A 20,716-nucleotide genomic window follows, 5' to 3' on the forward strand; every position below is an offset into this window, starting at 1 on the left:
GAGCCCGACCGGCACGCCGAGCCCGACCGGGGCACCGAGCCCGACCGGCACGCCGAGCCCGACTCCTACGCCGAGCCCGACCGGCACGCCGAGCCCGACCGGGGCACCGAGCCCGACCGGCACGCCGAGCCCGACTCCTACGCCGAGCCCGACCGGCACGCCGAGCCCGACTCCTACGCCGAGCCCGACCGGGGCGCCTGCGCGGTCCTGAAGCGGGTCGCCGACGGTCGCCCGCCGTCGCCCCGTGGTGGAGCGTCGGATCGTCAGAGGGGGTCCTCGCCGAGGCGCTGCCGGTTCTCCTCGATCCACGCCTCGAGGGCGTCGGTGTCGTTCGGGTCTACGCCATCGGCCATCAGCTGCGCCACGGCAGCCGTGGCCGGGCTGCGCCGCTCACCCGTCGTGTAGAGCCGGACGAACTCCGGCACCATCTCCTCGACGGCGGCGTTCGTCTGGTCCACCGCGGCCTCGGGCAGGCCACGCCGCCGGGTCGCGTACGCCGCCCAAGACCGGACGACCCGGGGAAGCATCGCCGCGTCGTCCAGGTCCAGCACAGCCCGCCGGTGCACCCAGTCGAGCAGGAAGAGGCCAGCGACGGCCGGACTCCACCGCAGCGGATCCGGCTCCGGGAAGCTGGCCGCGTGGTCGAGGACCAGACTGATACAGAAGTGCAACGAGGCGAGACCGTTTCCGTCCACGGCGTCCAGGCCGTGCCGAGCCGCCTCCGGCGAGCCGAGGAACTCCCGAACCAGAGCCGTGCGCTGCTCCGCGCTGAGTTGCTCCGGTTCCGTCACCGGCGCCAGCGGCGGCGCCGGCAGCAGCGCGAGACGGGCGCCGACGAGTGCCCGGTCGGTGGCCAGCGACCCTTCGTCGGGCAGCTCGGCGAGGTCGTCGGTGATGGCCAGGTGCCGGCTGACCTCGGCGCGCAGCCGGGTCGGATCCTCCTGCCGGAACCAGGTCAGCTCGTCACCGGCGCACATCTGTCTGACCTGGTCGAGGATGCCCGCGGCCGGGCCCCCGACAAAGACGTCCTTGGTGATGCCGATGTTGTGGTCGACCAGCGCCACCACGGCATGCTCCGGTCCGCCGGCCTCCCGGTCGGCGTACGCGAAGGTGGCCAGATAGGACGTCTGGTCGCCGTACACGTCACCGTAGGAGTAGCTGCCGGTGAGCCGCACCTGGCCGACCTGGTCGGACCACGTCGGAGCCTGGCTTCCGGGTTTCACCGTCGCGGCGCCGGTAGCCTCCGGCACCAGGGTGGCGAACACATGCCGGATGGTGGTGGCGGCGGCGCTGCGCCGCCGGCTGGTTGCGGCCAGGAAGTCCCCCACGAAGGCCCGGACCGCGGCGCCGCGGTCCTCCTCCGCGAGGGCGTAGACGCTGCCGAGCAGCGCCGTCCCCAGCATCTCCGCGTCCAGCGCGCAGTCGAGCCTGGTCACGTCGCGGGCGGCGTGCAGTACCGCGTCGTAGGGGGTCTGCGGCATGGGCATGCCTCGACCCTACGCCGGGGTGCGGTCGGACAGCATCAGGAGCGCGCCGGTATATGCCGTGAGCGACTGCTCAGCCTCGACGCGCTTCCGCCAGTGCGGCACGGGCCTCCTCGTACGATCCGACCACCGCCCGGACCGGACCCAGCACGTACTCCCGGGCCACGTCGCTGATCGCGGCCCGCAACCGCCGGTCGGCCCGCCGCCGGGCCCGCCGCGCCCCCCATTTGATCATCGGCTTGACCAGCACCGCGAGCAGCAGCCCGGCCAGCAGCCCGCCGAGCAGCAGCAGGGTGGGCAGCGGCAGTTCGCCGACCAGGGGGTAGTCCAGCCGGGGCAGCCCGAGGGCACGCACCGCGTAACCGACCACCAGCCAGCCCAGTCCGGCGGCGGCCGCGAGGGTGACCAGCCACTGCAGGCCACCGACCAGCCGCCACCACAGTGGCTTGCGGCGCACGCCCAACTCGGTGTTGACCACGGCCCGGTCCAGCGCGTCAGGCAGGTCGGTCAGCCGCGACCGGGCGGCGGTGGCGACCGCGGCCGGCCACGGTGGCGGCAGGGCCCCACCCGCCCGGTCGGCCACCTCCCGAACGGCCAGTCCCACCGCGGAGCGCTGGGCAGCCGTCGGATCGGGCACCGAGGTCGCCGCGACGAGACTCTCCGCACCTTCGTCGGCGGGATCGGCGGGACCGGGCAGGTGCAGCCGGCGCAGCGGGTCCGGTCGCAGCCGGCGCCATCCCCGGACCAGCGGCCACCCCGTCGTGGTGGCGGCCCGATGCCGGTACGCCTGCTCGGTGGCGGCAACCACGGCCGGCACTCCGGCCTGCCCGGCGAGCGCGTCGGTCAGCCTCGGCAAACTGGTCCGGGCCAGGTCGTCCGCGGCGGGCGCCGGGCCCATCAGGTCGGTCAGCGAGGCGGTCACGGTCTCCACGTCACCGGCGAGCCGCCGCAGCGCCGCCTGCCGTTCGGCGACGGTCCGCTCCAGCGTCGCCCGAAGCTCGGTCAACGACTCGTCCACCACGGCGGCGGTGGACAGCACCGGAACCCCGTGCAGCCCGTCGCCGTCCAGCAGCCGGCGCAGATCCGCGGCGACCCGGGGCACGTCGGCCGGTGGCAGCCGGTCGATCTGGTTGAGCACCACCACCGTCACGTCCTTGTGCCGGTGGAACTCGCGAAGGTACGTGTCGTGCACCACCCGGTCGGCGTACTTCTGCGGATCGACCACCCAGATCACCAGGTCCACGAGGCCCAGCAGGCGGTCGACCTCGCGCCGGTGGGACCGCTCCACGGAGTCGAAGTCGGGCAGATCGAGCAGCACCAGCCCGCGCATCGCGGCCTCGTCCTCGCCGTCCAGCGCGCTCTCCCGGACGAACCGGTGCCGGGGGAGCACGCCGATCCAGTCCAGCAGCTTGATCGCACCTTCCGGTGGTCCCCACACGCAGGCATGGGTGACGCCGGTGGTCGGCCGCCGGACCCCGACCGGCGACAGGTCGATCCGGGCCACCGCGTTGAACAGGCTGGACTTGCCACTGCCGGTCGCGCCGGCCAGCGCCACCACGGTGTGGTCGCGGGACAGCGCGAGTCGCGCGCCAGCGCGTTCCACAAGCGTGTAGGCGGCACCGAGCCGGTCGTCCGGCAGGTGGCCCTCGACCGCCGTGAGGAAGCGTCGAACCGCCTCCACCCGAGCGAGCAACTCGTCCGGGTCTATCCGGCGATCGCCGCGCAGCACCCCCCGGACCCGGCCGGCGATGTTTGTCACCGGGTGTCTCCCGGTAGGTTGAGCGGGGCGCCGTCGGTGAGCCGGGCTCGTCGTCGGGCCCACTCCACGTCCTCCGCCGCGGTCCGCAGGCGCTCGCCCGGTTCGCTCCCCACCCCGACCGCGGCGGTCCGCGCCCGATACCGGGCGGCCTCCTCGTCGAGCAACTCCGCGACCCGTTTCAGCAGGTCCTCCCGGGCCTTCGCGGCGAGCGTACGCACCGCCTGGTCCCCGAAAATCGCCTGGAGGACGACCTGGGCAGCCACCGTGGTGCCGGCACCGGTCGCCACCTCCAGACCGGTCGGGATGAATGCGGTGGAGGCGAAGACCGCGATGGTCACCGCGAGCCCGGTGGCGTTCACCGCGTACGCGGCGGTGCGCGCGACGAAACGCCGGTCGCCTCCCTCGACGCGAACCAGGTCGAGCACCCCCCGCTGCCAGTCGCGGACCAGCCGCTCGGCGCGCGTGGTGAAGTCCGGTGCCGGTCGGGCGAGCGCGGGTTCGAGCAGCGCCGCACCGGCCGGGTGGGCCTGCCATCCTGTGTACGCCGTCTCCGCGGCGTCGGCGGCCACCCCGTGCAGCAGCGTGACCAACTGGGACTCGATCGCGGCCTGTAGCTGTCGACCCGGGGCCGGCCGGCCGGTGATCGCCGCGACCACCCGGTCCCGCATCCTGCCGATCCGTGCCTCCAGGGTGCGGAACATCTCGCCGGTGCCCACGAACTCCTGCCATCGGGCGAGCACCTCGCCGCGGAGCAGCCGACCGTCCTGGACGCCCTGTTCGACGGTGTGCCGGGCGTTGCGGTACGCCCCGGCGACCCGCTCGTCGAGCGACCTGGCGGCCTGCGCCTGCTCGTCCGCGGCGGCGGCGAGCAGGTCGATGGCGGGTCGGACGGCCGCCAGCGCACCGTCGAGTGTCTGCCGGACGATCGCGGCGCGGGCGCGTCCGTCGGCGGCGAGTCGGCCGAACCAGGCGCGCAGGTTGGCGGTGGCCCGCTCGGGCAGGAGCCCCTGCCCGTCGACGATGGTCTCCGGAAGCACGAACAGGGGCGCGGCGGCCAGGTCGTGCTCGGCCAGCATCTCGGTGAGATGCTGGGTGACCTCGTCGGTCGCCTCCGGCGGCACCCGATCCAGCACCAGGGCGATCACGGTGCCCCGGTCCCGGGCGGTGCGCAGCAGTCCCCACGGAACCGCGTCGGCGTACCGGGCCGCGGTGGTCACGAACAACCACAGGTCAGCGGCGGCGAGCAGTTGGTTGGCCAGGGCGCGGTTGGCGGCCACCACGGAGTCGATGTCCGGCGCGTCGAGGAAGGCGAGCCCGGGGGTGAGGGCCGGCGCGGCGACCAGTTGCAGCGTGTTGGGGTCGGTGCCCGGCTCGTTCGTCCGAGTCAGGCCGGGCAGCAGTTCACCCCGCCGGAACCAGGCGCTGTCCGCCGGGTTGCAGACCAGCACCGGTGCGCGGGTGGTCGGCCGGAGCACGCCGGCGGCGCTCACCCGCGCCTGCACCAGGCTGTTCACCAGGGTCGACTTGCCGGCCCCGGTCGATCCGCCGACGACCACGAGCAGCGGGGCGTCCAGCCGGGCGAGCCGGGGCAGCAGGTAGTCGTCGAGTTGGGCGACGAGCGTCCGGCCGGTCCGGACGGCCTCGTCCGTGGAGGGCAGCACCAGCGGGAAGCCGGTGTCCCGGACGGCGGAGCGAAGCCCGACGAGGGCCGCCCGCAGGTCCGGTTCGGCGGGATCGCCTCCGTCCGGGTCCGGTGACCCGGTGGTGTCGGCGCTCGTGTCCCGGTCGGGGGCGTCCGGTGCGGTGTGGGATGGATCACCTGGCCGGTCGGCGGATGACTCGCCGGAGCGCTGGGAAGAAGGTTGGGTGGAGGCGGGCGCCGTACTCGGGCCCCCGGCCGGCTCACCCTGCGTGGTCACGGGTAAAGGGTGCCCGATCCCCGCCATGCCGACAACCGGACACACTCCCGACCCGGAATATCCGCCCATCCGGTCAAGTTGCGTACAGGTGACTCAACCCTGACTTGACGTTCCTGGTGATCGTGGCAGTATTGAGTCCGGTCCACTCAACTTGCGGTGGGTGTGCTCACCTGCGGATCGCCTCGGCGATCCCGACACCTGCTCCAGTAACGAAGCGAGGAAGCGAACATGGCACGTGCGGTCGGTATCGACCTCGGCACGACGAACTCCTGCGTCAGCGTTCTTGAGGGCGGTGAGCCCACCGTCATCGCGAACGCCGAGGGCTCGCGGACGACTCCGTCGATCGTCGCGTTCGCCCGCAACGGCGAGGTGCTCGTCGGTGAGGTCGCCAAGCGTCAGGCGGTGACCAACCCGGACCGGACCATCCGGTCGGTCAAGCGGGAGGTCGGCACCAACTGGTCCGTCGACATCGACGGCAAGAAGTACACCCCGCAGGAGATCTCGGCGCGAACCCTGATGAAGCTCAAGCGGGACGCCGAGGCGTATCTGGGCGAGCAGATCACCGACGCGGTGATCACCGTGCCGGCGTACTTCAACGACGCCCAGCGTCAGGCCACCAAGGAGGCCGGTGAGATCGCCGGCTTCAACGTGCTGCGGATCGTCAACGAGCCGACCGCCGCGGCCCTGGCGTACGGTCTGGACAAGGGCTCCAAGGAGCAGACCGTCCTGGTCTTCGACCTGGGTGGCGGCACCTTCGACGTCTCCCTGCTGGAGCTGGCGGAGGGCGTCATCGAGGTCAAGTCCACAAGTGGTGACAACCACCTGGGTGGCGACGACTGGGACCAGCGGGTCATCGACCACCTGGTGAAGACGTTCCGCGGCGAGCAGGGCATCGACCTCGCCCAGGACAAGATGGCCATGCAGCGACTGCGCGAGGCCGCCGAGAAGGCCAAGATCGAACTGTCCGCGGCGACCACCACGAACATCAACCTGCCGTACATCACGGCTGGTCAGGCCGGCCCGCTCCACCTCGACGTGACGCTGAGCCGGTCCGAGTTCCAGCGCATGACGCAGGATCTCCTGGACCGCTGCAAGGGCCCGTTCGAGCAGGCCATCAAGGACGCCGGGATCAAGTTGGCCGACGTCGACCACGTGATCCTGGTCGGCGGGTCCACCCGGATGCCGGCCGTGACCGACCTGGTCAAGCAGCTCACCGGCAAGGAGCCCAACAAGGGCGTCAACCCGGACGAGGTGGTGGCGGTCGGCGCCGCGCTGCAGGCCGGCGTGCTCAAGGGCGAGGTGAAGGACGTCCTGCTGCTGGACGTGACCCCGCTGAGCCTGGGCATCGAGACCAAGGGCGGCATCTTCACCAAGCTGATCGAGCGCAACACCACCATCCCCACGAAGCGCTCCGAGGTCTTCACCACGGCCGACGACAACCAGCCGTCGGTGCTCATCCAGGTCTTCCAGGGCGAGCGGGACATCGCCGCCTACAACAAGAAGCTGGGCACCTTCGAGCTGACCGGCCTGCCGCCGGCACCGCGCAACGTGCCGCAGATCGAGGTCACGTTCGACATCGACGCCAACGGCATCGTGCACGTCAACGCCAAGGACCTCGGCACCGGCAAGGAGCAGTCGATGACCATCACCGGCGGCTCGTCGCTGCCGAAGGATGACATCGAGCGGATGCGCCGCGACGCCGAGGAGCACGCGGAGGAGGACAAGCGTCGCCGCGACGAGGCCGAGACCCGCAACGTGGCCGAGGCTCTCCAGTGGCAGACCGAGAAGTTCCTGGCCGAGAGCGGCGACAAGCTGCCCGCGGAAAGTCGTGACCAGATCAACGAGGCGCTCGGTGACCTGCGCGGCGCGCTCGGCGGCAGTGACCTCGAGAAGATCAAGGCGGCGCACGAGAAGCTTGCCCAGGCCTCGCAGCAGGCTGGGTCGCTGCTCTACGCCCAGCAGAACGAGCAGGCTCAGCAGGGCGGCGACGCGGGCGCTGCCGGTGCCGGTGGGGCGGGCGCCGCCGGTGCCGCCGGTGCCGGTGCCGGCGGCAGTGCCGGTGCGGGTGGCGCGGGCAAGGCCGGCGGGGACGACGTCGTCGACGCGGAGATCGTCGACGAGGACGACAAGAAGTGACCTGCCGTCCCATCGTCCGAGCCCAGCAACGAAAGGTATGAACCCATGACGGACAAGCCACGAGCCGCCGACACCGGGGATGCCGGCGCGGCGCCGGGTGGCGCCGCGGACGCCGGCCGGAGCGATCCGGCCGGCGAGCGGGTCGTCATCCGGGACAACCGCAAGATCAACCAGGACGGTGACGGCACCGGAACGGCGGAGTCGGCCGGTGACGTCGACGGATCCGGCGGGCAACCGACGGTCGCTGGCGATCCCGCCGGCCCGGCGGGATCCGACGAGTCCAGCTCCGGCTCGTCCGGCGAGGCCGAGCCCGCCGGCGACGACCGGGACACGGGAGGACGGGCGAAGCGCAGCACCGAGTCCGAACTCGCCGACGACTCGGCCGACCTGGCGGAGGCGGCGGAGGCCGCCGCCGCGGCGGCCGCCGGCGGCGAACAGCCGGTGGTGGACGCGCCCGCGGAGCCGACCGACGAGGTCGCGGCCGGGCCGGGCGCCTTCGGGGCGGAGCTGACCGCACTCCGGGCCGACCTGGACGAGCGGACGCGGGACCTGCAGCGGCTGACGGCCGAGTACGCCAACTACCGCAAGCGGGTGGAGCGGGACCGAGGACTGGTGGCCGAGCAGACCACCGGCACGGTGCTCGCCGCATTGCTGCCGACCCTGGACGACCTGGACCGGGCCCGCGAACACGGCGACCTGGTCGGACCGTTCGGCACGGTGGCCGAGCAACTCACCGGCGCGTTGACGAAGTTCGGGCTCACGGCGTTCGGTGAGAAGGGTGACCCCTTCGACCCGACCCGGCACGAAGCGGTGGCGCACCAGACGTCCGCCGACGTGTCCGAGCCGACCTGTGTCGACGTGATGCGTCGGGGTTACCTGCTCGGCGAGCGGCTGCTCCGGCCGGCGCTGGTCGCGGTGGCGGAACCCGAATAGCGGCGGATCCCGGCGGGTCCGTGCGGCCGGAGCCGGTCGCACGGACCCGCCGGGCGGACTCCGGGACGAGGAAGGGGGTGGACAGGTGAGTTCGAAGGACTGGCTGGAAAAGGACTTCTACGCCGAGCTGGGGGTCGAGAAGACCGCCTCCGCCGACGACATCAAGAAGGCGTACCGCAAGCTGGCGCGGGAACTGCACCCGGACCGCAACCCGGGCAACGCCGAGGCCGAGACCCGGTTCAAGTCGGTGTCCGAGGCATACTCCGTCCTGGCCGACGAGCAGAAACGCCGCGAGTACGACGAGATGCGCTCCCTGTTCGGGTCGGGCGCGTTCCGTCGTAACGCCCGGGCAGGAGGCGAAGCGGGATTTCCGTTCGACGTCTCTGACCTGTTCGGCACGACCGGCCGCGCGGGAGCGGGAGATCGCCGGTTCACCAGCGGTGGCGGTTTCTCCGACCTGTTCGGATCGATGTTCTCCGGCGGGGCGGCGGCCCGGCCTCGGGGTCCGGCTCGGGGCCGGGACGTCGAGGCGGAGGTGTCGCTGGACTTCGAGGACGCCGTCCGTGGGGTCACGCTGCCGCTCACCCTGCGCGCGCCCGGGGTCTGCGACGTGTGCCACGGCAACGGGGCCAAGCCGGGCACCACCCCGCGCACCTGTTCGACATGCCATGGAGCCGGAGTGACGACCCGCAACCAGGGCTCGTTCAGCTTCTCCGAACCCTGCCGGGAGTGCCAGGGCGTCGGGACCGTCGTCGACGAGAAGTGCCCGGAGTGCCGCGGCACCGGCGGCGTCACCAAGAACCGGACGATCACCGTCCGGTTCCCCGCCGGGGTCGCCGACGGCCAGCGCATCCGGCTGACCGGGCACGGGGAGCCCGGCGAGCGGGGCGGTCCGGCCGGGGACCTGTTCGTGCTGGTCCGGGTGCGCCCCGACGAGCTGTTCGGGCGCAGCGGTGACGACCTGACGTTGACCGTGCCGATCACCTTCGCCGAGGCGGTGCTCGGCACCGACCTGCGAGTGCCCACGATGGATGGCGCGGTCACGCTGCGGGTGCCTCCGGGCACGCCGAGCGGACGCACCCTGCGGGCCCGGGGCAAGGGTGTGGTCCGGCGTACGGGCCAGACCGGTGACCTGCTGGTCACCGTCGAAGTCGTGGTCCCCGAGCAGGTGTCCGGCGAGGCGCGAGCCGCGCTGGAGACGTTCGCCGCCCAGACGCCGGGGGCCGGACGGGAACATCTCGACGCCCGGGTGCGTCGAGTCAGTTGATGCGGCCGTCGACCGGAGGTGATCAGGATGGCTGAGGAGTTCGTCATTTCGGTTGCCGCGGCGTCCGATGCCAAGGTGTTGATGATCTCGGTGGCGGCCCGGATGGCCGGGATGCATCCGCAGACCCTGCGCCAGTACGACCGGCTGGGTCTCGTGCAGCCGGGCCGCACCGCTGGCGGAGGGCGCCGGTACAGCGCGCGTGACGTCGCACTGCTCCGCGAGGTCCAGCGGCTGAGCCAGGAGGACGGGGTCAACCTGGCCGGTATCAAGCGCATCATCGAGCTGGAGCAGGTGGTGGACGAGCTGCGGCGGCGGCTCGCCCAGACCCAGGAGGAACTGGCGGCCGCGTACGACCGGGTTGCCCGCATGGAGGCGGCCGGGCCGTTCCCGCGGGGGGATCTGGTCCCCCGGCGCCGGCCGTCCACCGCTCTGGTGGTGTGGCGGCCGAACCGGTCGACCCGCGAGGGCTGATCCTCCACTGCTTCCCTCCGCACGAATTCGCCGCGGGGGCGGGCACGCTCGGCTAATCTGACTCCTGGTTCGAATTTCTCAATCCGGACCAAAGGGGGCGCTGTCGTGGCCGATCCGTTCCAGAAGATGACCGACAAGGTCCGGGAGAAGCTCGCGCCCGACGCCGCAGCGGGACAGACCGCTGACGGCGACGACGAGGCGGAGCTCACCGAGGGCCGCTACCTCGACCAGGTCGATCACGGTCAGGATCAGGCACGTGAGCAGGTGCGCCACCGGAAGGGCCGACGCGCCGGGGGTTGACGCCGGTGCTGGCGATGGCGCGGGCCGGGATCCACGGGGGCTCCCGGCCCGTCATCGAGCGGCTCAGGTGCCCAGCCGCCGGCCGGTGCGGACCAGGCCGCCTTCGCACCAGTCGTGGTAGTCGAACAGCTTCGGCTGGGCCAACAACATCCGGCAGTTGTGCGCCCAGGCCCGCATCAGATCGTCTCCGCGTAGCTCGGCGTGGTCCATCAACTTGCGCAACCGGCGTCGCGGGTGGGCGCGGAACTTCGTCTGGATCCCGTCCGAGGCGTAGATGTAGAGGCAGTGCAGGGCGAACCGGCGGGCCGGACAATTCTCGTCCATCGCCAGGTCGAACAGGGTCATGACGAGGTGGTCCCCGGCGACCAGCAGGTCCCAGTCCGGGGGCATCGAACGCAGCGGAACGGAGTCCGGCTGGTAGGCCCAGGCACGCAGCTCCGCTGGAGTGGGATCCACGGGGTTTCCGAAACCGTTGAACGCCGGCTGCTGCACGCTCACCCCGGGGGTCGACCCTTCATCCGCTACCGCGGCGGGCGCCGGACGGGCGCCACCTTTCACTGGCTCTCGTGCCGAACCGTAACGCGTGGCCGGCGGACCACGATAGTGCCCGAACCGGCCATGTCATCAACCCGTTACGCCGGACGGCCGCCCCTGTCCCCCCGCGACCTCGTGCTGCAGGCTCGGACAAAAGCTGACAAAGTCTGTAGAACGCAACCGCAAGCACACAATCGGCGGGGCAGGTGTCAGTCTCCGACGGCCACCGGCTCGCGTCGCCGCGCCATGGCCCGGCGGCGCAGCCACCCCTTCGCCCACGCCGTGTCCGGCACCCGGGCCAGCAGCGGACCGGTCACCACAGTGATCAACACGTACGCGGTGGCCAGCGGCGCGAGTTGTGGTTCCACGGCCGACGAGGTGACCGCCAGGCCGGCGATGACGATGGAGAATTCGCCTCGGGGCATCAACCCCAGGCCGGTACGCAGCCGGCCCGGCAGGGCGATGCCGGCCCGCCTGGCAGCCAGGTATCCGGTGACCACCTTGGTCGCCATGGTGACCACCGCCAGGCCGAGCGCCGGCAGAAGCACCGGCGGGATGTCGGCCGGGTTGGTGGCCAGCCCGAAGAAGACGAAGAAGACGGCCGCGAACAGGTCGCGCAGCGGTGACAGCAGTTCGGTGGCGTTGTGCGCGACCGGGCCGGACAGGGCGATGCCGACCAGGAACGCGCCCACCGCCGCCGACACCTTCAACTCCGCCGCGATGCCGGCCACCAGCAGCGTCAACCCCAGCACCCCGAGCAGCAGTGCCTCCGGGTCCTTCGGGGAGAACATCTTGGAGATCACCTGCCCGTACCGGATGGCCACCACCAGCACGACCACCACGGTCGCGACGGCTCCGGCAAGCGCCAGCCCGCCACCGAGCAGCCCGCTGCCCAGCAGTACCGCGGTGACCAGGGGCAGGTAGAGGGCCATCGCCAGGTCCTCGATGACAAGCACCGACAGGATCACCGGAGTTTCCCGGTTACCCAACCGGCCGAGGTCGGCCAGCACCTTGGCGATCACACCGGAGGATGAGACCCAGGTGATCCCCGCCAGCACCAGGGCGGCCACCGGTCCCCAGCCCAACAGCAGCGCGAACGCTGCGCCCGGAAGCGCGTTGAGCAGTGCGTCGATCAGGCCGGCCGGGGCGGCCGACCGGAGGTTGGTGACAAGCTCGCTCGCCGAATACTCCAGGCCGAGCATGACCAGCAGCAGGATGACGCCGATCTCGGCACCGGTGGCGAAGAAATCCTCGCTGGCGCTCATCGGCAGCAGGCCGCCGTGCCCGAAGGCGAGCCCGGCGAGCAGGTAGAGCGGGATGGGCGAGAGGCCGAACCGGCGGCCGAGCCGGCCGAGCAGACCGAGACCGAGCAGCAGCGCGCCCACCTCGACGAGGAGGACGGTGATCTCGTGGTGCATCCGGGCTCAGCCGTCCGGGTCTTCGCCGGCGAGGACCGCGGTTGCTCCGTCGAGACCGTTCCGGGTGCCCACCACGACCACCACGTCGTTGGCCGCGAACCGGAACGACGGGTCGGGTGACGCGATGACCTGCCCCTCCCGCAGCACCGCGACGATGGAGGCGCCGGTGCGGGTCCGGACCCGGGTGTCGCCGAGTCTGCGGCCCACGTACCTGGAACCCGCCGGGATGGCGATCTGCTCGGTGAGCAGGCCGGCCGCCTGCTCCCGTAGCCCGGAGAGTTGCCCGAGCATCAGTGACGCACCCAGGATGTCGGCGAGAGCCTCGGACTCGTCGTCCGTCAACGGGATGTCCGCGAGACAGGCGTCGGGGTCGTCGACGTCGTAGAGGACCAGATCCCGCCGACCGTTCCGGTGCGTCACCACACCGAGTCGGCGACCGGAGCCGGTGATCAGGTCGTGACGTACGCCGATCCCGGGCAGCGCCGTCTGTTCCACACGTACTCGCACCCGCTCAACGTACCTGGGCGGTCCTGGGGTGCCGCACGGCGCCCGCGATACGGCGTCCGCGATAAGCGACCATGATGGTCATGCGTCGTGCCATGCGTAACCGGATCACCGGTGTGCTCGCGATGGTCCTGATCGCCGCTGGCGGCTGCTCCATCGGGAACGTCCGTCGCCCGCCCGATGGCGGATCGCCGCCACCCGGCCCGTCGAATTCCGCCCCCACGTCTCCGGTCGTCGAGATCCGGGCGGCGGATGTGCCGGTGACCACCGACTTCAACCAGGAGAGGGTCGATTTCGTCGACGCCAACCGCGGTTACGCGTTGTTCACCCGGTGCGGCACCGACACCGCGTCGTCCGGCACGACGCCGACCTGCGCCGCGGTCCTGCTGGCGACCACCGATGGTGGCCGCTCCTGGCAGCGGCTACGGCATCCCCGCTCGGAAGCGGCGGAGCAGCAGATGATCGTGACCAGGGATGGCACGCTGCTGCTGCGCGCGGCGCCGTACTGGTACCGCTCCACGGACGGCGGCCATGCCTTCACCCGGGCGGACGGCGGCGCGGAACCCCCGGGGGCCTTCCAGGAGAACCTGAGCCGGTTCCAGTTCAATGAGCAGTGGAACCAGATCGTGGACTGGCGTGGCGGTCGGGCGCGACCATTGCCGGTGCCGCCGGTGCCCGAACCCACCTCGCTGGCTTACCGGGACGAACGGTTGTGGGTTTCCGGTACGCGGGCCGGCCGCCCGGTAGTGGCGCTCTCCACCGACCTCGGCCGAACCTGGACGACGCCATCGGTGCCGGCCATGCCGGATGGCGATCCAGCCGGCATGGCCGTGGAGATCGCACCGGACGGCGACGCCTGGTTCATGGTGCGCCCGGCCACCGGCCGACCTCCGGCGCTGTGGCGGCATCCGGCGAGAGCCGAGGGCACCACGCCGTGGGTTCCCGTCGCGGCGGACGGGCTACCCGAGCAGGCGGACATCCTGGTGCCCATCGGTGCCGGCACGGTGGCCGTCGGTGGACGGAGTTCGGCGGGTGTGGTGAGCGACGGCCGCTACACGGTCGTCGACTGGCCCATCGTCAATCGGATGTTCCACTCGCTTGTGGACGGAACATTGCTGGCCGAGGAGCACGAGGGCGACCCGTTGCTCGGCGTCGGACGGGCGGCCGATCGTTCCTGGATCCGGATCGTGCTCCAACCGGCATAGTCCCGACCCCCGTAACCGAGGACGATGGGACTGTGCGGAGGTTTGCCTGGGCGGGGGCCGTGGTGCTCGCCGTCGTGCTGAGTGGGTGCACCGTCGGTGACATCCGCCGTTCGCCGGGTCCGGTCGCGACCACGTCAACGTCCGGCCCGGTCGACGCCTACCGGGTCTATCGGGTGGGCGTGCCGGTGCCCGCCAGCTATCCGAGGTTCGATGTGCGATTCGCCGACGCGGGCGTCGGCTATGCGTTGGCCGGCAGTTGCCTGCCGGGATTCAACGTGGCGCCCAGTCCGCCGCCGTCGCGGTGTCCTGCGGTCCTCCTGGTTACCGACAACGGAGGACGTAGCTGGCAGGAGCGGCGATTGCCGCAGCCGACGGCCGTGAGCCTCGACCTGCACGTCCGCAACGGCCGGCTGCTGGTCCAGCTCGAACCGCACGGGTGGTATCTCTCCACCGACCGGGGGCAGAGCTTCGTCCGGTTGCCGCAGGGCGCGGAATCACCGGCGGCCCGGTCGGTGATCGGCGGACGGTTCCAGGTCTGCTGCGACGGCGACGACCGGAAGCGGGTCGTGGAGTTGGCTGGCGAGCAGGCCAGGACGCTGCCCGACCAACCGGACCTGCCCGACCTGCGATCAGTGGGGTACGCCGAGGGCCGGTTGGTGGCGACGGGGGTGCGGGACGGGCGACCGCATGCGGCGGTCTCCACCGACCGTGGCCAGAGCTGGCGAACCACGCCGGTTCCGGCCACGGAAACTCCGCTCGGAGGGCTCTCTCCCGAGCTGAACGGGACGGATGTCTGGCTGGTCGGTGAACCGGCGGACCGGGAGTCGTTCCCGCCGCTCTGGCAGTTCGAGGCGGAGCGCTGGCAGCCGGTGTCGGTGTCCGGCCAACCTCCCACCGGGCTGACGGCCAGGGCTATCGGCGGCGGCTGGGTGCTGGTGATCGGACCGTACGGCTGGGGGGCCGCCGGGCACGGCGGGTATCGACTGTTGGACTGGCCACCGCGCGGTGACATCCGCGTGCTCGATGACGGCTCTGTGCTCGTACTGCCAGAAACCGCTCCCGACAAGGTCATCTGGATCGGGGTGGGTTCGGGGACGAACCGGCGGTGGACCAGGGTGGAGCTGGTCCTCCAGTGACCGACCGGCCCGGCCCGAACCGCTGATCTGCCTCCTCCCGCTTCCACAACGCGTCGTTGGAACTCAGTCGGAGACGGCCGCGCTCCGGCGGGTCTGCACCAGTTCCGCAACGGCCTTGGGGAGGGTGGTCTCGAAGTCCAGCAGCTTTGCCCAGTCGGGCTCCATCGTGATGAGGGCCATCCGGTCGTACAGGGTCCGCACCCCTTGCTCCCAGCCCTCGAAATGTGCGGCCGGAATTACCTTTCGGGAAGCTTCGACGTAGGAATCCGGCACCCCGTCAACCAGCTCGACCCGGGCCGCGCCACGGATCAGCAGGACTCGTGGCGGCCACGCGTCCTGGGTGTCGATGGTGAGGGCCACCCTCGGGTTCCGCCGCAGTGCCCGTACCTTCGGCGCCTTCGGCACGGTGGCCATGACGACCTGCTCCCCGGTCCACCAGAACCCGATCGGGATCGCCCGAGGCGCACCGTCGACGCCGACATAGGCTAGCCGTGCGGGGATCGAGGACCCCAGTAGCTCCCGTGAAATCGGCCTGGTCAGCGCCTCGGTGACGGCTTGGCGGTTCATGTTCTCATCCCCCTGTCGGCTGACGCGCCCGCGCGGCGCGGTCAGCAGGTGGACGGAACCGGGCGGCTCTTCTCGACATGGCTTGCCCGGCCCGGCGGGCGAAGGCTGGCTGGTGGTCATCAATCGCCGTGATCTGGGTCACAACGCTAGACTTGAGCGGAATAGACTCAACTCTGGTTGTGTCGTTCCCAACGGAGACCACCGCGCTACCCCGGGGGAGCCATGAACGCCGAACGTCTGACCACCAAGAGCCGGGAAGTCATCACCGGCGCGGTCGCCATCGCCACCCAGCGGGGCCACGCCACCGTCGAGCCGTGGCACCTGCTGCTATCGCTGCTCGACACCGGCGGTTCAACCGCCGGTGCGCTGCTTCGGGCGGTCGGGGCCAACCCGGCAGACGTCCGCCGCGCCGCCGCACGGGCCGTCGAGACGCTGCCCGCCGCCCGCGGCTCCAGCATCGCCGAGCCCAGCCTGTCCCGCGAGTTCGTCAACGCGATCGGAGCGGCCGAGCAGATCGCCCGCCCCCTCGGCGACGAGTACACATCGACCGAGCACCTGCTGGCCGGCCTGGCCCGGGTGGGTGGCATGGTCGCCGGCGCGCTCAAGGACGCCGGCGCCACCGAGGAGAACCTGGTCGCCGCGTTCCCCACGGTCCGCGGCGGGGACCGGCGGGTGACAAACGCCGACCCGGAGCAGACCTATCAGGCCCTCGCCAAGTACGGCGTCGACCTCACCGAACAGGCCCGGGACGGCAAGATCGATCCGGTGATCGGTCGGGATTCCGAGATCCGCCGGGTGATCCAGGTGCTGTCCCGGCGTACCAAGAACAACCCGGTCCTGATCGGCGAGCCCGGCGTGGGCAAGACCGCCATCGTCGAGGGCCTGGCCCAGCGGATCGTGGCCGGGGACGTACCCGAGTCGCTGCGGGACAAGAAGTTGGTGTCACTCGACCTAGCGGCGATGGTCGCCGGCGCGTCCTACCGCGGCCAGTTCGAGGAGCGGCTCAAGTCCGTGCTCGAAGAGATCAAGAACTCCGACGGGCAGGTCATCACCTTCCTCGACGAACTGCACACGCTCGTCGGCGCCGGCAAGGGCGAGGGCTCGATGGACGCCGGCAACATGCTCAAGCCGATGCTCGCCCGGGGCGAGCTGCGCATGGTGGGCGCCACCACGCTCGACGAGTACCGCGAGCGCATCGAGAAGGACCCGGCCCTGGAGCGGCGGTTCCAGCCGGTGCTGGTGGGCGAGCCGACAATCGAGGACACCATCGGCATCCTGCGCGGGCTCAAGGAGCGCTACGAGGTGCACCACGGCGTACGGATCACCGACGCCGCCCTCGTCGCCGCCGCCGCGCTGTCCGACCGGTACATCACCGACCGCTTCCTGCCGGACAAGGCGATCGACCTCGTGGACGAGTCCGCCTCCCGGCTGCGCATGGAGATCGACTCGCGGCCGGTGGAGGTGGACGAGATCGAGCGGGCCGTGCGCCGGCTGGAGATCGAGGAGATGGCGCTGGCCAAGGAGTCGGACGAGGCCTCTGCCCAGCGGCTGGTACGGCTGGGCAAGGAACTGGCCGACAAGCGGGAGCAGCTCACCGCGCTGAGCGAGCGATGGAAGCTGGAGAAGGAGCACATCACCAAGATCTCCACGGCCAAGGAGGAGTTGGAGCGCCTCGGCGGTGAGGCCGAACGCGCGGAGCGGGACGGCGAGTTGGAACGCGCCGCCGAGCTGCGCTACGGCCGGATTCCGGAGCTGCGCACCGGGCTGGCCCGGGCCGAGGAGGAACTGGCCCGGTTGCAGGCCGATGGGGCCATGCTCAAGGAGGAGGTCAGCGCCGACGACATCGCCGCCGTGGTCGCCTCCTGGACCGGCATTCCGGCCGGTCGGCTGATGGAGGGCGAGACCGCCAAGCTGCTGCGGATGGAGGCGTCGCTCGGCGAGCGGGTGGTCGGCCAGGCCGAGGCGGTGGCCGCGGTCTCGGACGCCGTCCGGCGGGCCCGCGCCGGCGTCGCTGACCCGGACCGACCCACCGGCGGCTTCCTGTTCCTCGGCCCGACCGGGGTCGGCAAGACCGAGTTGGCCAAGGCGCTCGCCGAGTTCCTCTTCGACGACGAGCGGGCGATGGTCCGGATCGACATGAGCGAGTACGGCGAGAAGCACTCGGTGGCTCGACTTGTCGGCGCCCCGCCCGGCTACGTCGGGTACGAGGAGGGTGGCCAGCTCACCGAGTCGGTGCGCCGCCGGCCGTACTCGGTGGTGCTGCTGGACGAGGTGGAGAAGGCGCACCCGGACGTGTTCGACGTGTTGCTCCAGGTGCTCGACGACGGTCGGCTGACCGACGGGCAGGGGCGCACGGTGGACTTCCGCAACGCGATCCTGATCCTCACCTCCAACCTGGGGTCGTCGGTGGTCAGCGATCTGACGCTGGGCGAGGAGCAGCGCCGGGAGGCGGTGCTGGCGGTGGTCCGCTCGCACTTCAAGCCGGAGTTCCTCAACCGGCTGGACGACATCGTGGTCTTCGCCGGTCTCGGCAGCGAACAGTTGCGGTCCATCGTGGACATCCAGCTCGACCGGTTGGGACGGCGGTTGGCGGACCGCCGGCTGGTGCTCGACGTGTCCGACGCCGCGCGGGCCTGGTTGGCCGAGCACGGGTACGACCCGATCTACGGTGCCCGCCCGCTGCGCCGTCTGGTGCAGTCGGCGATCGGCGACCAGCTCGCCAAGGCGCTGCTGTCCGGCGACGTGCGCGACGGCGACACGGTCCGGGTCGATCTCGCCGACACCAAGGACGCCCTGACCATCACCCAAACCTGACCCCCACCCCCACCCCCACCCCCACCCCCGCACTCGCACTCGCACTCGCACTCGCACTCGCACTCGCCGGGTTGATCAAGAGGTTTGCGTCGGAGAAAGCCGTGATCACTGACGCAAACCTCTTGATCAACACGGTGGGGGGATCGACAGGGTGGGGGGATCGACGGGGTGGGGGAGGATGGAGATATGGGTGGGAGAGGTGACTGGTCCGGGATCGACGCGGCGTTGCGGGAGTTGGCCGGCGCCGACACGCTCGCCTTCGGTGGAGTCGGATTCGCCGGCCAGGTGCTGCCGGTGACCGAGGCGTACCGGCTGGTGGAGCAGGCCCTGCCGGCGCGGGCCGAGGAACTGCGGCCGCGGCTGATGGAGCTGATCGAGAACGGATCGGCGGCCGGTCGGGCGTACGCCGTCACGTTGCTCGACCGCTTCGACCCGGCCGCGGCCGGCGCCGCGTGGCGGTCGCTGCTCGACGACCGGTCCGAGTTCACCACGTTCACCGGTTGTGTCATGGGAAAAACAAGTCTGGGCGATTACGCGGCCGAGCGCATGCGCCCTGGACCACCACTGCGTGACTGACTGAATACTCAACAACGCCGGCATTTGCAGATGTGCACGGGGTTGTTACCGTCTCGCCCGACGCGAAGTCGATGGGGGCGGTGTGGTGAACGGGACGCTGACTTACCTGGTGACCGGCTTGGGGTGCCTGGTCGCCGTGGCCGGACTGGCGGTTGCTGTGATCATGTGGCGCCGGGCGCGGCGGCAGAGCACCGCGCCATCCGCCCCGGCCGACCCGTTCCGGCAGCCGGACGACGACGCCGACGCGATGCGGGGCGATCCCCGCAAGCTGCGCCCGGGGGACATCGTCGAGATCCGTGGCAGCTCCTACGGGGTACGCGGCTCGCTGCACTTCACCGAGGGTGACTGGGGCTGGGCCGAGCATCTGCTCGACGACGTACAGGGCGTCAAGCGGTGGCTCTCCGTCGAGGAGGACCCGGATCTGGAACTGGTGCTGTGGACCGCGGAACCGGGCGCCACCGTCACCCCGGGCGCGCCCACTGTCGACTTCGACGGCCGGCGGTTCGCCAGTGACGAGTCGGGTCGAGCCCGCTACACCGCCACCGGGACAACCGGACTCAATCCGACCGGCACCGTGCGGTACCACGATTACCAGGCGCCCGGCGGGGCCCGATTGTCGTTCGAGGCGTACGGCGACAGCGGCAGCTGGGAAGTGGCCCGCGGCGAGGTGCTGCGCCGTCCCGAGGTCATGATTTATCCGCAGTCGGCCCCCGAGGGGAAGCGCTGATGCTCGTCGACATAGACACCCCGTACGCCGACACCACGGCCGCCGACCTGAGCCTCGCCATCGACGGTCCGGAGCGGCCGGCGCTACACGTGCTCACGGTCACCCTGCCCGGCCTGGCCACGGTGCATCTGCGACTGCTCGGCGCCTCGCATCAGGTGGTGCTCGACATCTCCGGTACGGCCGTCCGGTCGGAGACCGTCGCCTGCCTCCCCGGCGCCGACCGGTTGCCCCGGGAGATGCACGACGACGCCGGGCGCTACCGGTTCACCTCCCGGGTGCTCCGGCTCGACCGGGTGGCCTTCGTCGAGCAGGTGGCGACGCTGCGCGACGAGCTGACCGACGACCCGCACGCGCTGGTAGGCGTTTTTCCCGGCGACCGGGACGCGGTCACGGCCCTGCGGGTCCGACCCGATGGGGAGCGGGCCGTGCGGTGGCAGACCTGGCACGCGTACCCACAGACCGGTGAACTGGTCCAGACCGAGACGGTGGTGACCCCATGACGCCTCGCAAGTGGTTCCTGCTCGGCACGATCTTCGCCGTGGTCGGTGTGCTGGTGGCGGCCTTCGGAATCTTCTACGGCAACTTCTCCCCCCGTGGCTACGTCGAGGACCGGTACACCCGGGCGGCGGCGCGCGACATCGGGCGGGACGCCGTCGCGTACACCGCGAACCGGCCGCCGAGCCAGGTGGCGAAGGAGGTCACGGACGCCTGGCGGCCGGCCGACGAGTACGTCGACGGCAGTGGCGTCTACCTGCGCTACGACGACGACTCCGTGGTGATCCTGCCGCTCGCGGCCGGCTCGCTGATCCTGCTGGAGAAGACGTCCACCGCGTACCGGCGTTACCACTCCACCGTGGGCAACGCTTGGGGGTGGGGTCGGGGTAGCTCCGTCCGGGGCGGTGGCCCCGGGTCCGGCAAATAGGCCCGGCCCCGTATCCCTCAGTCCGCCGCTTCCGTCAGTCCGCC

Annotated in this window: 19 protein-coding genes; 12 read left to right on the forward strand and 7 right to left on the reverse strand. The window is 71.4% G+C overall.

Annotated elements, in window-relative coordinates; genetic code table 11:
• Nucleotides 1-263 precede the first annotated feature (263 nt).
• The 3 genes from ACFQUZ_RS08095 to ACFQUZ_RS08105 all read right to left on the reverse strand — a co-directional run bounded on the left by ACFQUZ_RS08095 (nt 264) and on the right by ACFQUZ_RS08105 (nt 5,162).
• A complete protein-coding gene (locus ACFQUZ_RS08095; RefSeq protein ID WP_377439572.1) occupies nt 264-1,487 on the reverse strand; it encodes a hypothetical protein in 1,224 nt (407 codons plus the stop codon).
• Between the two features lie 70 nt (nt 1,488-1,557).
• Complete coding sequence (locus ACFQUZ_RS08100) at nt 1,558-3,243, reverse strand: GTPase (RefSeq protein ID WP_377439574.1); 1,686 nt, start codon at nt 3,241-3,243, stop codon at nt 1,558-1,560.
• Nucleotides 3,240-5,162, reverse strand: coding sequence for an ABC transporter (locus ACFQUZ_RS08105; RefSeq protein ID WP_377439576.1), 1,923 nt, complete (start codon nt 5,160-5,162; stop codon nt 3,240-3,242). The genes ACFQUZ_RS08100 and ACFQUZ_RS08105 overlap by 4 nt, the downstream gene beginning before the upstream one ends.
• Nucleotides 5,163-5,390: 228 nt before the next feature.
• On the opposite strand from ACFQUZ_RS08105, the gene dnaK reads away from it, so the two are divergent.
• From dnaK to ACFQUZ_RS08130, 5 genes are all read left to right on the forward strand, one after another.
• On the forward strand, nt 5,391-7,298 hold the full coding sequence (dnaK, locus tag ACFQUZ_RS08110) for a molecular chaperone DnaK (RefSeq protein WP_377439577.1): 1,908 nt from the start codon (nt 5,391-5,393) through the stop codon (nt 7,296-7,298).
• Nucleotides 7,299-7,343: 45 nt separating this feature from the next.
• Nucleotides 7,344-8,231, forward strand: a complete 888-nt coding sequence (grpE, locus tag ACFQUZ_RS08115) for a nucleotide exchange factor GrpE (RefSeq protein WP_377439578.1) — start codon at nt 7,344-7,346, stop codon at nt 8,229-8,231.
• A gap of 85 nt (nt 8,232-8,316) precedes the next feature.
• Nucleotides 8,317-9,498 carry a molecular chaperone DnaJ gene (gene dnaJ / locus ACFQUZ_RS08120; protein WP_377439580.1) on the forward strand — a complete coding sequence of 394 codons (1,182 nt, stop codon included), beginning with the start codon at nt 8,317-8,319 and terminating at the stop codon, nt 9,496-9,498.
• A gap of 27 nt (nt 9,499-9,525) precedes the next feature.
• Nucleotides 9,526-9,969, forward strand: coding sequence for a heat shock protein transcriptional repressor HspR (locus ACFQUZ_RS08125; protein ID WP_377439582.1), 444 nt, complete (start codon nt 9,526-9,528; stop codon nt 9,967-9,969).
• 105 nt (nt 9,970-10,074) lie between these two features.
• On the forward strand, nt 10,075-10,269 hold the full coding sequence (locus tag ACFQUZ_RS08130; RefSeq protein ID WP_377439584.1) for a hypothetical protein: 195 nt from the start codon (nt 10,075-10,077) through the stop codon (nt 10,267-10,269).
• Nucleotides 10,270-10,332: 63 nt separating this feature from the next.
• On the opposite strand, the gene ACFQUZ_RS08135 is transcribed toward ACFQUZ_RS08130, so the two are convergent.
• The 3 genes from ACFQUZ_RS08135 to ACFQUZ_RS08145 all read right to left on the reverse strand — a co-directional run bounded on the left by ACFQUZ_RS08135 (nt 10,333) and on the right by ACFQUZ_RS08145 (nt 12,728).
• On the reverse strand, nt 10,333-10,767 hold the full coding sequence (locus ACFQUZ_RS08135) for a hypothetical protein (RefSeq protein ID WP_377439586.1): 435 nt from the start codon (nt 10,765-10,767) through the stop codon (nt 10,333-10,335).
• Between the two features lie 245 nt (nt 10,768-11,012).
• Entirely contained in the window at nt 11,013-12,221 is a 1,209-nt protein-coding gene (locus tag ACFQUZ_RS08140; RefSeq protein WP_377439588.1) for a cation:proton antiporter, read from the reverse strand.
• Nucleotides 12,222-12,227: 6 nt separating this feature from the next.
• Nucleotides 12,228-12,728, reverse strand: coding sequence for a cation:proton antiporter regulatory subunit (locus ACFQUZ_RS08145; protein ID WP_377439591.1), 501 nt, complete (start codon nt 12,726-12,728; stop codon nt 12,228-12,230).
• An 80-nt stretch (nt 12,729-12,808) separates the two neighbouring features.
• Between ACFQUZ_RS08145 and ACFQUZ_RS08150 the strand changes: the two genes are divergently transcribed.
• Complete coding sequence (locus tag ACFQUZ_RS08150) at nt 12,809-13,930, forward strand: hypothetical protein (protein WP_377439593.1); 1,122 nt, start codon at nt 12,809-12,811, stop codon at nt 13,928-13,930.
• A gap of 32 nt (nt 13,931-13,962) precedes the next feature.
• A complete protein-coding gene (locus tag ACFQUZ_RS08155; protein ID WP_377439594.1) occupies nt 13,963-15,066 on the forward strand; it encodes a hypothetical protein in 1,104 nt (367 codons plus the stop codon).
• 63 nt (nt 15,067-15,129) lie between these two features.
• Here ACFQUZ_RS08155 and ACFQUZ_RS08160 read toward each other — a convergent pair whose 3' ends face one another.
• The gene (locus tag ACFQUZ_RS08160; protein ID WP_377439596.1) at nt 15,130-15,753 is read right to left on the reverse strand and encodes a pyridoxamine 5'-phosphate oxidase family protein; all 624 of its coding nucleotides are present in this window, start codon (nt 15,751-15,753) and stop codon (nt 15,130-15,132) included.
• Between the two features lie 102 nt (nt 15,754-15,855).
• On the opposite strand from ACFQUZ_RS08160, the gene clpB reads away from it, so the two are divergent.
• From clpB to ACFQUZ_RS08185, 5 genes are all read left to right on the forward strand, one after another.
• Nucleotides 15,856-18,447, forward strand: a complete 2,592-nt coding sequence (clpB, locus tag ACFQUZ_RS08165; protein WP_377439598.1) for an ATP-dependent chaperone ClpB — start codon at nt 15,856-15,858, stop codon at nt 18,445-18,447.
• A gap of 186 nt (nt 18,448-18,633) precedes the next feature.
• Nucleotides 18,634-19,023 (forward strand): hypothetical protein, encoded by a 390-nt coding sequence (locus tag ACFQUZ_RS08170; protein ID WP_377439600.1) that lies wholly within the window; start codon nt 18,634-18,636, stop codon nt 19,021-19,023.
• A gap of 85 nt (nt 19,024-19,108) precedes the next feature.
• On the forward strand, nt 19,109-19,750 hold the full coding sequence (locus ACFQUZ_RS08175) for a DUF4178 domain-containing protein (protein ID WP_377439603.1): 642 nt from the start codon (nt 19,109-19,111) through the stop codon (nt 19,748-19,750).
• A complete protein-coding gene (locus ACFQUZ_RS08180) occupies nt 19,750-20,250 on the forward strand; it encodes a DUF2617 family protein (protein ID WP_377439605.1) in 501 nt (166 codons plus the stop codon). The genes ACFQUZ_RS08175 and ACFQUZ_RS08180 overlap by 1 nt, the downstream gene beginning before the upstream one ends.
• A complete protein-coding gene (locus tag ACFQUZ_RS08185) occupies nt 20,247-20,672 on the forward strand; it encodes a DUF4247 domain-containing protein (RefSeq protein ID WP_377439608.1) in 426 nt (141 codons plus the stop codon). The genes ACFQUZ_RS08180 and ACFQUZ_RS08185 overlap by 4 nt, the downstream gene beginning before the upstream one ends.
• Nucleotides 20,673-20,716 lie beyond the last annotated feature (44 nt).

The organism is Plantactinospora sp. GCM10030261 (genome assembly GCF_042666615.1).
Classification (GTDB): Bacteria; Actinomycetota; Actinomycetes; order Mycobacteriales; family Micromonosporaceae; genus KBS50.